Source organism: Microbacterium sp. PRF11 (assembly GCF_031844085.1).
Taxonomy (GTDB): domain Bacteria; phylum Actinomycetota; class Actinomycetes; order Actinomycetales; family Microbacteriaceae; genus Microbacterium.
This window is the reverse complement of sequence record NZ_JAUZUP010000005.1, coordinates 66,079-79,069: the sequence shown is the minus strand read 5'-3', so window position 1 is coordinate 79,069 and position 12,991 is coordinate 66,079. Positions and strand designations below refer to the sequence as shown.

Here is a 12,991-nt window from a genome sequence, read left to right as displayed (position 1 = left end):
CACGATCTCCCGGAGCCGTCTTGACCGATCTGCGCCTGTTCACGTCCGAGTCCGTCACCGAAGGGCACCCCGACAAGATCTGCGACCAGATCTCCGACAGCATCCTGGATGCCATCCTCACCGATGACCCCACCGGTCGTGTGGCCGTCGAGACGCTGGTGACCACCGGCCTCGTGCACGTCGCCGGTGAGGTCTCGACGAGTGCGTACGTCGAGATCCCCGCGATCGTCCGCGACGTCGTGAACCGCATCGGCTACACCTCGAGCGACACCGGCTTCGACGGCGAGTCGTGCGGGGTCAGCGTGTCGATCGGCGCGCAGTCCTCCGACATCGCCGCCGGTGTCAACAAGGCGTTCGAGCAGCGAGAGCGCGGCTCCGTCGACCCGCGCGACCTCCAGGGCGCCGGCGACCAGGGCATCATGTTCGGCTTCGCCACCAACGAGACGCCCCAGCTCATGCCGATGGCGGCGTGGACGGCTCATCGCATCGCCGAGCGCTTGGCATCCGTGCGCAAGAGCGGCGAGCTGCCGTTCCTGCGGCCCGACGGCAAGACACAGGTGACGCTCGGCTACGACGGCTTCACCCCGCGCACCGTCGACTCCGTCGTGCTGTCGACGCAGCACCACCCCGACATCTCGCAGGAGGACCTCCGCGCCCGGGTGCAGGCCGAGGTCATCGACCCGGTTCTGGCCGAGACGGGCCTCGAGCTCCCCGACGTGAAGTACTACATCAACCCGGCCGGACCGTTCGTGATCGGCGGCCCGAAGGGCGATGCCGGGCTCACCGGCCGCAAGATCATCATCGACACCTACGGCGGCGCCTCGCGTCACGGCGGCGGAGCGTTCAGCGGCAAGGACCCGTCCAAGGTCGACCGCTCGGCCGCCTACGCCATGCGCTGGGTCGCGAAGAACGCCGTCGCCGCGGGTCTCGCCGACCGTCTCGAAGTTCAGGTCGCCTACGCGATCGGCAAGGCCAACCCGGTCGGCCTCTACGTCGAGTCGTTCGGGACCGCGCACGTGGCCGACGAGGTGATTGTGCGCGCCGTGCGCGACGTGTTCGACCTGCGTCCCGCCGCGATCGTCGAGCAGCTCGACCTGCTGCGACCGATCTACGCGCAGACGGCGACCTACGGCCACTTCGGCCGCGAGCTGCCCGATTTCACGTGGGAGCTCACCGACCGCGTCGACGAGCTGCGCGCGGCCGCCGGACTCTGATCGTGCGGGCGGGCTGCGCCGAGCGCGGTCGAGGGGGAGTCCGCGCCGACCTGAGCGGCGACGACTCGCGGACCGCGCGCGTGCTCGAGCGTCGACCCCGGCGCGTCCTCGGCGTCGGCCCGGCCGCTCCGGCCCGGGAACTCGGCGTCAGCCGTGTCCTCCGCCCGGGGGTGCCGGCGTGAGCGAGCGCCGCGTCGCGCGCGTCCAGCTGGAGTCGCCCGTCCCGCAGCTGGACCGGCTGTTCGACTACGCCGTTCCGCACCCGCTCGTGGCCGACGTCGCCCCCGGCGTGCGCGTGAAGGTCCCGCTGCGTTCGGCGGGGCGCATGATGGACGCGTTCGTCGTCGAGGTGGTCGCCGACGACGGCACCGAGCGCCCCCTCTCGGCGGTGGAAGCGGTCGTGTCCTCCACCCCCGTCCTGCCCGAGCGGCTCTACACCCTCGCGCGCCGGGTCGCCGATCGCGCCGCGGGCTCCGTGAGCGACGTGCTCCGTCTCGCCGTCCCGCGCCGCATGGTCCGAGCCGAGAAGGCCTGGGCCGCGGCGCCGGCACCCCTCGCGCCCGAGGTCGTTCCCGCGGCGCGGGAGCGCGCCGACTCGCTACTGCATCCGTATCCGGGCCTGGCGGAGGCGATCGACGGCGGAGAACGCGTCGCCGTCGACGCGCCCGCCCGTCCGCACCCCGAGCTGCCACGGGGGGCGTGGGCCGACCTGCTCGCCGCGGCGGCCGTGCGCACCCTCGCGCGCGGGCGCAGCGCCGTGCTCGTCGTGCCGGACTACCGAGATCAGGCGCAGCTGCTCGCCGCCCTCGCCGAGCTCGTGCCGGCCGAGGCGATTGTGCGCGACGACGCCGACCAGTCGGGTCCGGTGCGCTACGCGCAGTACCTGCGCACGCTCGCCCCGGTGCCGTGCATCGTCGTGGGGCGCCGCTCGGCCGTCTACGCACCCGCGCACGAGACCGCACTCGTCGCGATCTGGGACGACGGGGACTCGTTGCTCGCTGAGCCCCTCGCCCCCGGGGTGCACGCACGCGACGCGGCACTCGTCCGACAGGAGCTGGAGCAGTCCGCGCTGCTGTTCGCCGGGCACACGCGCACGACCGACGTGCAGCGTCTCGTCGAGGTCGGGTACGTGCGCGAGATGCCGGCGGCCCGCCGATCGAGCCCGCGGGTCGTGCTGAGCGCCACGCGCGAGGGCGAGCAGCGCCAGTCGCGCGTGCCGTCGTCGGCCTTCGCCGCCGCGCGCGAAGCGCTCGCCCAGGGCCCCGTCCTCGTGCAGGTCGCCCGCCCCGGATACGCTCCGTCGCTGGTGTGCGCCGACTGCCGACGTCCGGCGCGGTGCCCGCACTGCGCGGGTCCGCTGCGCGCCGCCCGCCCGGGCGCGACGCCGGTGTGCGCGTGGTGCGGACGCAGCGCGCACGCCTGGACGTGCGGGCACTGCGGATCGGCGAAGCTGCGCATGGCGTCGTCGGGGAGCGAGCGGACCGCCGACGAGCTCGGTCGAGCCTTCCCGAACACGCGCGTGATCATCGCCGACGGCACCCATCCGGTGTCGGAGGTGGATGCCGCCCCCGCCCTGGTCATCGCCACGCGCGGAGCCGAGCCGATCGCTCGCGGCGGGTACCGCGCGGTGATCCTCCTCGACGGCGACCGGATGCTGCAGAACGAAGCGCTGCGCATCGGCGAGAGCTGCCTGCGCTGGTGGTCGAACGCCGCCGCCCTCGCCGCCCCCGGCGCTCCTGTGCACCTCGTGGGCGTGGCCGGCCCCGTCGCCCGCGCGCTCGCGACCTGGACGCAACCCGCCTACGCGCGTGCGGAGCTCGTCGACCGCGCGCCCCTTCGGATGCCGCCGGCGGTCAGGGTGGCGAGCGTCGACGGACACGCCCGGAGCGTCGACACGCTGCTGTCCTCCCTCCGCGAGGCGGTCCCCGATCTGGACGCCCTCGCGGTGCTCGGCCCGGTCGACACCTCGAGCGAGCCCGACGTCCCGACCTCCCGCGCCCTGGTGCGTTTCGACTACGCCCACGGGCGGGCGGTCGCCGAGGCGCTGCGCGCCGGGGTGATCGCCGACGCCCTGCGGGCACGGAAGTCCCGCAAGGATCGCGGGCCCCGGCCGCGCAGTACGCTCAGAGTCCGCCTCGACATCCCCGAGCCCGACCTCTGAGCGCCGTGCCACTCCGCCCGTCCGCTCCCGAGAGTCTGAGGAGAACCATGCGCCTCGTCTTCGCCGGCACGCCTGCCGTCGCCGTCCCCTCGCTGCGTGCCCTGGCCGCCGGTCCGCACGAGATCGTCGCGGTGGTCACCCGCACCGATGCACCTCTCGGCCGCAAACGGGTGCTCACCCCGTCGCCGGTCGCGCAGGTCGCCGACGAGCTCGGCATCCCGGTCCTCAAAGCCGACCGGCTCGACGCCGACGTCACCGCGCGCATCGCCGCCCTCGAGCCGGATCTCGGCGTGATCGTCGCGTACGGCGGTCTGGTGCGGGAGCCGTTGCTGTCCACCCCCGCGCACGGGTGGATCAACCTGCACTTCTCGCTGCTGCCGCGCTGGAGAGGCGCCGCGCCCGTCCAGCGCGCGCTCATGGCCGGTGACGCCGTCACGGGAGCGGCCGTCTTCCAGCTGGTGGCGGCTCTCGACGCCGGCGACGTGTTCGCCGAGGAGCGCTACGACGTGCCCGCCGGCGCGACGTCGGCCGACGTGCTCGACGACCTCGCCGGCATCGGGGCGCCCCTTCTCGCGCGCGTGGTCGACGGCATCGCCGACGGCACCGCCGTCGCGACACCGCAGCAGGGCGAGCCGACGCTCGCCCCCAAGCTCACCCTTGCCGACGGGGCCCTCGACCTGAGCCGGGATGCCGAGAGCCTCCTGCACCAGATCGCCGGAGTCACCCCCGAGCCCGGAGCGCACACGACGCTCGACGGCGCCCGGTTCAAGGTGCTGCGCGCCGCCGCCGCGGAGGCCCCGCCGATTCCGCCGGGCCGGGTCGTGGCATCCGGAAAAGACGTGCTGGTCGGCACGGGCACCGCACCGCTGCGTCTCGAGACGGTCCAACCGGCCGGCAAGGGCGCGATGTCCGCGGGGGACTGGTTCCGCGGACTCCGCTCCAGCGAGCCGGTGCTCGGCGCATGAGCGTGCAGGGAGCACGCGCCGCCGCGTACGAGGTCCTCCGCGCCGTCTCGGGCGACGAGGCGTACGCGAACCTCCTGCTTCCGCACGCGATCGCGCGGGCAGGACTGGATGCCAAGGACGCGGGCCTCGCGACCGAGCTGACGTACGGCACGCTCCGCCGACGCGGGACGTACGACGCGATCATCGCCGTCGCCGCCGACCGCACCGTGGACCGCATCGATCCGGCCGTCCTCGACGCGTTGCGCCTCGGCGTGCACCAGCTGCTGTCCACGCGGGTGGCCTCGCACGCGGCGGTCAACGAATCCGTCGAGCTCGCCCGACGTCACGGGGGCGGGCGCGGGGCGGCGGGGTTCGCCAACGCCGTGCTGCGTCGTGTCTCGCGCGACAATCCCGGGCACTGGATGGAGCGCATCGCCGCGGCCGCGCGCAGCGACGACGAGCACATCGGGCTCACGACCTCGCACCCGGTGTGGATCGTTCGCGCCCTCCGTCGCGCCTTGACCGCGGAAGGCCGCGCCGACGAGCTCCCGGGCCTGCTCGAGGCCGACAACGTCGCCCCGCGCGTGGCGATGCTCGCGCTTCCCGGGCTCGCCGAGATGCCCGACGACGCCACCCCCGCGCGCTTCGCGCCGACCGCCTTCACGACCCGCGGCGGCGACCCCGAAGGGTTGATCCGCGAGAGCGACGGCCGGATCCGCGTGCAGGACGAAGGATCGCAGCTCGCCGCCTACGCCCTCAGCCGCGCCACACCCGTGGCGGAGGGGGAGCGTTGGCTCGACCTCTGCGCCGGTCCCGGCGGCAAGACCGCCCTGCTCGCGGCCGAGGCCCTTGCGCACGGTGCCCGTCTCGACGCCAACGAGATCGTCCCCGCGCGGGCGGGGCTCGTGCGCCAGGCCGTGGCATCCGTTCCCCTCGAGGTCGAGGTGAGCGAGGAGGACGGGCGCGAGCGCGCCGCCCGGATGCCGGGGGAGTACGACCGCATCCTGGTCGATGCGCCGTGCACGGGGATCGGCGCGTTGCGGCGTCGCCCGGAAGCCCGCTGGCGCAAGACCCCCGCCGACGTGCCCGACCTCACTGCTCTGCAGCAGGAGCTCGTGCTCGCCGCCTTCGAGGCGCTCAAGCCCGGCGGCATCGTGGCGTACGTCACCTGCTCCCCGCACCTGGCGGAGACCTCCGGCGTGCTCGCCGAGGTCAAGCGCGAGCTGGGCGACGCGGTCGAGGAGCTCGACGCGCGAGCCGTCGTGCGCGCGGTCGCGGTCGACGAGATCGACCTGCCCGACCAGGCCGACGGCTCGCTCCGCGCTCAGTTGTGGCCCCACCGTCACGGTACCGACGCGATGTCCATCGCCCTGCTGCGTAAGCGCTGATCCGCGTTCCTCCCGCATGAGTCGCCAAGATCTGTCGCTTCGGAGCGGCGCGAAGCGACAATTCCTGGCGTCTCACGCGCTCGATGACGGCGCCGATAATGGACGGGTGCCTACCGACGCCCCGCGTATCAACCCGAGCATCCTCGCCGCCGACTTCGTCAACATGCAGGCCGAGCTGGCCCGCATCGCGGGAGCCGACTTCGTGCACGTCGATGTGATGGACAACCATTTCGTCCCGAACCTCACGTTCGGCCCGCAGATGGTGGGTCGCATCCAGCAGACGAGCCCGGTACCGCTCGACGTGCACCTGATGATCGACGACCCCGACCGCTGGGCTCCCGCGTACGCCGAGCTGGGCGCGGCATCCGTCACCTTCCACCTCGAAGCCGCCGCGTCGCCGGTGGCGCTGGCCCGCGAGCTGCGGTCGATCGGCGCGCGCGCGGGCGTCGCGGTCAAGCCCGGCACCCCCGTGGAGAACCTGTTCGACGTGCTGAACGAGTTCGACCAGATCCTCGTGATGACCGTGGAGCCGGGCTTCGGGGGCCAGTCGTTCATGCCCGAGACCATGCCCAAGCTGCGCGCCCTCGCCGACGAGGCGAAGCGCCGCGGCTCGAGCGTGTGGCTGCAGGTCGACGGCGGCATCGGCGAATCGACGATCGCCCAGGCCGCAGAGGCCGGGGCCGACACCTTCGTCGCCGGATCCGCGGTGTTCGGCGCCGACGACCCCGACCGCGCGATCCAGTCGCTGCGCGCCTCGGCGTCCCGCCACCGCCACTGACGCCGGGCCCGACGCGAGTCCGCGATAAACGCTCGCGCGAGTGAGACACGGCTTCTCCGGCCGTGTCCCACTCGGCGCGGCGTTTCTCGAGTGCCGCGCCGCGGTCCCTCCCCCCCCCCCCCCCGCCCGGCGACCCGCCCCGTCCCCGGCGCCCCGTCCCCGGCGGCCCGCCCCGCGCCCGGCGGACAGCCCCACCCCCGCCGACCCGATACCCTGGGAGGGTGAAGACCTTCGACGACCTGTTCGCGGAACTCAGCGCCAAGGCCGTCGAGCGACCCGAAGGGTCCGGCACCGTCGCGCAGCTCGACGCCGGCGTGCACGCGATCGGCAAGAAGATCGTCGAAGAGGCCGCCGAGGTGTGGATGGCCGCCGAGTACGAGTCCGACGCGGCCGCAGCCGAAGAGATCTCGCAGCTGCTGTACCACTTGCAGACGCTCATGCTCGCGAAGGGCCTGTCGCTCGAAGACGTCTACCGACATCTCTGAGCCCGCCCCCTCATCCAGAGCTCACTTCAACACGAAAGCCCCCGACATGCTGCGCATCGCCGTGCCGAACAAGGGGTCGCTCGCCGAGACCGCCGCCGAGATGCTCTCGGAGGCCGGGTACACCGGACGACGCGATTCCAAGGACCTGTACACCGTCGACCCCGTCAACGAGGTCGAGTTCTTCTACCTCCGCCCCCGTGACATCGCGACCTACGTCGGCTCGGGCGCGCTCGACGTCGGCATCACCGGCCGCGACCTCCTGCTCGATGCCCGCATGCCGGGCGCGCGCGAGGTCGAGTCGCTCGGGTTCGCCGGCTCGACCTTCCGCTTCGCCGGTCGCCCCGGCCGCTTCACCGACGTCGAAGACCTGCAGGGTCTGCGCGTCGCCACCGCCTACCCGGGCCTCGTCGACGCTTTCCTCGACGAGCGCGGCATCGCCGTCGATATCGTGCCGCTCGACGGCGCGGTCGAGTCCGCCGTGCAGCTCGGGGTCGCGGATGCCGTGGCCGACGTCGTCTCGACCGGCACGACGCTGCGCCAGGCCGGGCTCGAGATCTTCGGGCCGGTCCTCCTCGAAAGCGACGCCGTGCTGATCTCGGGTCCGACCGAGGTCGAGGGCACAGAGACGCTCCTGCGTCGTCTGCGCGGCGTGCTCGCCGCGCGCAAGTACGTCCTCGTCGACTACGACCTGCCCGCGAATCTGGTCGACCAGGCGATCGCCGTGGCGCCCGGCCTCGAGTCGCCGACGATCTCGCCGCTGCGCGACCCCGAGTGGGTGGCCGTGCGCGTGATGAGTCCGCGCCGCGACGTCAACCGCGTGATGGACGAGCTCTACGCCATCGGTGCTCGCGCGATCCTCGTCACCGAGATCCTCGCCGCGAGGCTCTGATGACCCTCGCGCGTCGCGTCATCCCGTGCCTCGACGTCGCCGCGGGGCGCGTCGTGAAGGGCGTGAACTTCCTCGACCTGCGCGACATGGGCGACCCGGTCGAGCTCGCGAAGCTGTACTTCGACCAGGGCGCCGACGAGGTCACCTTCCTCGACGTCACCGCCACGGTCGATGAGCGCTCCACGACGTACGACGTCGTGCGCCGCACGGCCGAGCAGGTCTTCATCCCGCTCACCGTCGGCGGGGGAGTGCGCTCCTCAGACGACGTCGCCCGACTTCTCGCCGTCGGTGCCGACAAGATCGGCGTCAACTCCGCGGCGATCGCCCGGCCCGCGCTGATCGGCGAGATCGCCGACCGCTTCGGCGCGCAGGTCATCGTGCTCTCGCTCGACGTGAAGCGCTCGGCATCCACGCCCTCGGGTTTCGTCGTGACCACGCACGGCGGCCGCACCGAGACCACGCTCGACGCCCTGGAGTGGGCGCGCGAGGCGGTCGAGCGCGGAGCGGGTGAACTGTTGGTCAACTCCATCGACGCCGACGGCACGAAGCAGGGCTTCGACCTCGAACTCGTCCGTCTCATGCGGCAGGTCGCCGCGGTGCCGGTCATCGCCTCGGGCGGCGCGGGGGAGCTCGAGCACTTCGCGCCCGCCATCCGGGCCGGCGCCGACGCCGTGCTCGCGGCATCCGTGTTCCACTCGGGTCAGCTGACCGTCGGACAGGTCAAGGACGCCATGGCGTCCGAGGGGATCGAGGTGCGCCGATGAGCGTCGACCGCGTGAAATACGACGCCGACGGTCTCGTCGCGGCGGTGATCCAGCAGTTCGACTCGCGCGAGGTGCTCATGGTCGGGTGGATGGATGCCGAGGCCCTCCGCCGCACGCTCACCACCGGCCGAGTGACGTTCTGGTCGCGCTCGCGTCAGGAGTACTGGCGCAAGGGCGACACCTCCGGTCACATCCAGCTCGTGAAGGGTGCGCGCCTCGACTGCGACGGCGACACGCTGCTCATCGAGGTCGATCAGGTCGGCGCCGCGTGCCACACCGGCGACCACACCTGCTTCGACGCCGACGACCTGCACCCGGTCGTGGGGGAGCGCTGATGCGGCGGGCCCGTTCGACGGCGGTGCTCGGCATGCTCCTGGCCGGGGCGATCGGCGTCATCTCGTCGACCCAGACGTGGATCGACGTCACCCTCGACGACGGCGCCCAACAGACGCTCGCCGTGCCGGGCGCCGAGGCGCTTCCGGTGCTCACCCCCCTGAGCCTGGCCGCCCTCGCCCTCGGCGCCGCCCTGTCGATCGTCGGACCGGTGCTCCGGTACGTCTTCGGGGCGCTCGGCGTGCTGATCGCGGTCTTCGTCGGCATCGGCACCGCCCAGATCCTTTTCGCGACCCCTGTCGCGGCCACCGCGGCAACCGTCACGGACGCGACGGGCATTTCCGGAACGGATGCCGTGGCCTCGCTCGTGTCGAACCTGTCGCTCACCCCGTGGCCGGCGGTCACACTGCTGGCCCAGGCGGTGCTCGCCGCCGCCGCGGTCTTCACCCTCGTCACCGGCCGTCGGTGGGCCTCGGGCGCGAGCCGCAAGTACCGCACGGGCGACGAGGCCGGCGCCGAGACCGGTCGCCCCCACGACGCGATCGACTCGTGGGACGACCTCTCCCGCGGCGACGACCCCACCGCCTGACGTAGCGGCCCACCCGGCCCCCGATCTCCGCGGCCCGACCCCGCCGCCGCCCGACCTCGCGGCGAACCCACCCTGCCCCGTCGCCGCCGCACCCGCAAGCACCCGGCGCCCACCCGCCCTGACAAACGCTCTCGCGAGGGGAAAACGCTCTCGCGCGCCGTTTCTCACTCGCGAACGCGTTTATCGGCGCAGAAGACCGTGACACCCCGACGTCGAGACGACGGCGCCGGGACGGTACCTCGGCTTCGATAGACTGGGCGAACGCTTTCCCCCGCGCTCGCGCGCGACTGTTAGGAGCCCCATGAGCAACCCCATCGGTGACCCCGGCCACGGACACTCGCCCGCCGCCTGGACGGCCGTGATCATCATGCTCGTCGCCTTCACGCTCGGCACGCTGTTCTTCTGGCTCGACATGCCGGTGCTCGTGTGGGCGTCGGTGGGTCTGCTCGTCGTCGGTGCGATCGTCGGCTGGGTCATGACCAAGGCCGGTTACGGCGCGAACGGCGCGAAGTCCAACCCGAAGGCCCACTGATGGCGCTGGCCGAGCTCACGGCCGGGGCGGTAGAAGACGCCGAGCAGCGGGCGCAGTCGCGTCCGCTCGCCGATGTCGAGCGCGACGCGCTCGCGCAGACGCCCGCTCGCGACGCGTTGGCGATGCTCGCCCCGGCGGACCGGGTCAAGATCATCGCCGAGGTCAAGCGCGCGAGCCCCTCGCGCGGCGACCTCGCGGCGATCCCCGATCCCGCTCGACAGGCCCGCCTGTACGAGGAGGGCGGGGCGTCCGCCATCTCGGTGCTGACCGAGGGTCGCAAGTTCAAGGGCAGCCTGGCCGATCTCGAGGCGGTGCGCTCGGCCGTGAGCGTGCCGGTGCTTCGCAAGGACTTCATCGCCACGCCGTACCAGGTGCTCGAGGCTCGCGCGTCCGGCGCCGACCTCGTGCTGCTGATCGTCGCCGCCCTCGACCAGAACACGCTCACCGAGCTGTACGGCCTCGTCACCGACCTGGGGATGACCGCCCTCGTCGAGACGCACTCGGCCGACGAGCTCGAGCGCGCCTCCGCTCTGGGCGCGAAGCTCATCGGCGTCAACGCGCGCAACCTCTCGACCTTCGAGCTCGACCGCGATCTTTTCGGCTCCCTCGCGGACCGCTTCCCGGCCGACGCGATCAAGATCGCCGAGTCCGCCATCCTCGCCCCCGCCGACGTCGCGCACTACCGTGCCGCGGGTGCCGACGTGGTGCTCGTCGGCGAGGCCCTCGTCACCGGCGACCCCGTCGCCACTCTCCGCGCGTTCCTCCAGGAGACGACATGACCACCGCTCCCTCCCACACGCTGCGCGACCAGAAGGGGCCGTTCTTCGGCGACTTCGGCGGTCGCTACATGCCGGAGTCGTTGATCGCGGCGATCGACGAGCTCACCGAGGTCTACGAGTCGGCGATGGCCGACCCCGAGTTCCAGGCCGAGCTGCGCGCGCTGCTGCACGATTACGCGGGTCGTCCCTCGGTGCTCACCGAGGTGCCGCGTTTCGCCGAGCACGCGGGCGGGGCACGGGTCTTCCTCAAGCGCGAAGACCTGAACCACACCGGCTCCCACAAGATCAACAACGTGCTTGGTCAGGCGCTGCTCACCAAGCGTCTGGGCAAGACCCGCGTAATCGCCGAGACCGGCGCGGGCCAGCACGGTGTCGCCACCGCGACCGCCGCGGCCCTGTTCGGTCTCGAGTGCGTCGTCTACATGGGCGAGGTCGACACCGAGCGCCAGGCGCTCAACGTGGCCCGCATGCGGCTGCTCGGTGCGGAGGTCATCCCGGTCACGACCGGTTCGCGCACCCTGAAGGACGCGATCAACGAGGCGTACCGCGACTGGGTCGCCTCGGTCGAGACCACCAACTACATCTTCGGCACGGCCGCCGGCCCCCACCCGTTCCCGGCGATGGTCCGCGACTTCCAGAAGATCATCGGCGAAGAGACGCGCGCCGAGTTCCTCGACCGCCTCGGCCGTCTCCCCGACGCCGTCTTCGCGTGCGTGGGCGGCGGCTCGAACGCGATCGGCATGTTCGACGCCTTCCTCGACGACGAGGGCGTCGCGCTCTACGGCGTCGAGGCGGCCGGCGACGGCGTCGACACCCCGAAGCACGCGGCATCCATCGGCCGCGGCCGCCCCGGCGTCCTCCACGGCGCGCGCACCTACGTGCTGCAGGACGAAGACGGGCAGACCACCGAGTCGCACTCGATCTCCGCCGGTCTCGACTACCCCGGCGTCGGACCCGAGCACGCCTGGCTCGCCGACATCGGTCGTGCGCAGTACATCCCCGCCACCGACGACGAGGCCATGCAAGCTCTCCGCCTGCTGTCGCGGACCGAGGGCATCATCCCGGCGATCGAGTCGGCGCACGCCCTCGCGGGCGCGCTACGCGTCGGCCGCGAGCTGGGTCCCGACGCCGTGATCGCGGTCAACCTCTCCGGCCGGGGCGACAAAGACATGGACACCGCCGCGCGGTACTTCGACCTGTACGACGCCGAGCACACGCCGGAGTCGCCCGAGGGCGCCCCGCAGACGCGCGCGGCCGAGACCGTGGCGTCCGCGCCGGGCTCTCCCGTCGACGTGACCGCTGCCCCCGACGCCGCCAGCGGGGCGGGGGTCGAGCTGTGACCTCGCGCGTCGCCGCGGCGATCGAGGCCGCGCACGCCGACGGTCGCGCCGCCTTCATCGGCTACCTGCCCGCCGGTTTCCCCGACGTCTCCACGAGCATCGAGGCGGCCGTCGCGCTGGCCGAGGCGGGCGCCGACGTCATCGAGCTCGGCCCCCCGTACAGCGATCCGGTGATGGACGGCCTCATCATCCAGGAGGCGACGCAGACGGCCCTCGCCAACGGGTTCCGCATGCGCGACCTGTTCACGATCATCCGCGAGGTGACCTCGCGCACCGACGTGCCGATCCTCGTCATGACGTATTGGAACCTCGTCGAGCAGTACGGCGTCGACCGCTACGCCGACGAGCTCGTCGCCGCCGGGGGAGCGGGGCTCATCACGCCCGACATCACCCCCGACGCCGGTGCCGCCTGGATCGCGGCGAGCGAGCGCACGGGCCTGGATCGCGTGTTCCTGGCCGCTCCCACCTCGTCCGACGAACGTCTCCGGATGATCGTGCAGGCCTCCACCGGCTTCGTCTACACGGTCTCCACCATGGGCATCACGGGTGAGCGCGCGCAGCTGGATGCCGCGGCTCGCGGTCTCGTGGGGCGGTTGCGGTCCTTCGGTGCGACGTACGCGTGCGTGGGCATCGGCATCTCCAACGCCGAGCAGGTCGCCGGGGTCGCAGCCTACGCGGACGGTGCGATCGTGGGTACGGCCCTCGTGAAGGCGCTTCGCGACGGCGGCGTCGGAGCTCTCTCCGACCTCGCCCGTGAGCTGTCCGCGGGCACCGCGCGGCGCGCCTAGACTCGAC

14 protein-coding genes are annotated in these 12,991 nt (G+C 72.6%); all 14 read left to right on the top strand.

Annotation, left to right across the window (positions count from 1 at the left end; genetic code table 11):
• The first annotated feature begins 20 nt into the window (after window positions 1-20).
• The 14 genes from metK to trpA all read left to right on the top strand — a co-directional run bounded on the left by metK (window position 21) and on the right by trpA (window position 12,984).
• A complete protein-coding gene (gene metK, locus Q9R20_RS14010) occupies window positions 21-1,214 on the top strand; it encodes a methionine adenosyltransferase (RefSeq protein WP_311249909.1) in 1,194 nt (397 codons plus the stop codon).
• Between the two features lie 178 nt (window positions 1,215-1,392).
• On the top strand, window positions 1,393-3,375 hold the full coding sequence (locus tag Q9R20_RS14005; RefSeq protein WP_311249908.1) for a primosomal protein N': 1,983 nt from the start codon (window positions 1,393-1,395) through the stop codon (window positions 3,373-3,375).
• 47 nt (window positions 3,376-3,422) lie between these two features.
• Entirely contained in the window at window positions 3,423-4,340 is a 918-nt protein-coding gene (fmt, locus tag Q9R20_RS14000) for a methionyl-tRNA formyltransferase (RefSeq protein ID WP_311249907.1), read from the top strand.
• Window positions 4,337-5,707 carry a transcription antitermination factor NusB gene (locus Q9R20_RS13995; protein WP_311249906.1) on the top strand — a complete coding sequence of 457 codons (1,371 nt, stop codon included), beginning with the start codon at window positions 4,337-4,339 and terminating at the stop codon, window positions 5,705-5,707. The genes fmt and Q9R20_RS13995 overlap by 4 nt, the downstream gene beginning before the upstream one ends.
• A 106-nt stretch (window positions 5,708-5,813) precedes the next feature.
• Window positions 5,814-6,485 (top strand): ribulose-phosphate 3-epimerase, encoded by a 672-nt coding sequence (gene rpe / locus Q9R20_RS13990; protein ID WP_311249905.1) that lies wholly within the window; start codon window positions 5,814-5,816, stop codon window positions 6,483-6,485.
• Between the two features lie 221 nt (window positions 6,486-6,706).
• The gene (locus Q9R20_RS13985) at window positions 6,707-6,970 is read left to right on the top strand and encodes a phosphoribosyl-ATP diphosphatase (protein ID WP_055837422.1); all 264 of its coding nucleotides are present in this window, start codon (window positions 6,707-6,709) and stop codon (window positions 6,968-6,970) included.
• Between the two features lie 46 nt (window positions 6,971-7,016).
• Complete coding sequence (gene hisG, locus Q9R20_RS13980; protein ID WP_311249904.1) at window positions 7,017-7,859, top strand: ATP phosphoribosyltransferase; 843 nt, start codon at window positions 7,017-7,019, stop codon at window positions 7,857-7,859.
• The gene (gene hisF, locus Q9R20_RS13975; RefSeq protein ID WP_311249903.1) at window positions 7,859-8,623 is read left to right on the top strand and encodes an imidazole glycerol phosphate synthase subunit HisF; all 765 of its coding nucleotides are present in this window, start codon (window positions 7,859-7,861) and stop codon (window positions 8,621-8,623) included. The genes hisG and hisF overlap by 1 nt, the downstream gene beginning before the upstream one ends.
• Window positions 8,620-8,958, top strand: coding sequence for a phosphoribosyl-AMP cyclohydrolase (gene hisI / locus Q9R20_RS13970; protein WP_311249902.1), 339 nt, complete (start codon window positions 8,620-8,622; stop codon window positions 8,956-8,958). The genes hisF and hisI overlap by 4 nt, the downstream gene beginning before the upstream one ends.
• The gene (locus tag Q9R20_RS13965) at window positions 8,958-9,545 is read left to right on the top strand and encodes a Trp biosynthesis-associated membrane protein (protein ID WP_311249901.1); all 588 of its coding nucleotides are present in this window, start codon (window positions 8,958-8,960) and stop codon (window positions 9,543-9,545) included. The genes hisI and Q9R20_RS13965 overlap by 1 nt, the downstream gene beginning before the upstream one ends.
• A gap of 301 nt (window positions 9,546-9,846) precedes the next feature.
• Window positions 9,847-10,077: a DUF6704 family protein gene (locus Q9R20_RS13960; protein ID WP_307451669.1), complete on the top strand. Its 231-nt coding sequence runs from the start codon at window positions 9,847-9,849 to the stop codon at window positions 10,075-10,077.
• On the top strand, window positions 10,077-10,856 hold the full coding sequence (gene trpC, locus Q9R20_RS13955) for an indole-3-glycerol phosphate synthase TrpC (protein WP_311249900.1): 780 nt from the start codon (window positions 10,077-10,079) through the stop codon (window positions 10,854-10,856). Before Q9R20_RS13960 ends, trpC begins: the two co-directional genes overlap by 1 nt.
• Window positions 10,853-12,196, top strand: a complete 1,344-nt coding sequence (trpB, locus tag Q9R20_RS13950; protein WP_311249899.1) for a tryptophan synthase subunit beta — start codon at window positions 10,853-10,855, stop codon at window positions 12,194-12,196. The genes trpC and trpB overlap by 4 nt, the downstream gene beginning before the upstream one ends.
• Entirely contained in the window at window positions 12,193-12,984 is a 792-nt protein-coding gene (gene trpA, locus Q9R20_RS13945) for a tryptophan synthase subunit alpha (RefSeq protein WP_311249898.1), read from the top strand. Before trpB ends, trpA begins: the two co-directional genes overlap by 4 nt.
• The last annotated feature ends 7 nt before the right edge of the window (window positions 12,985-12,991 follow it).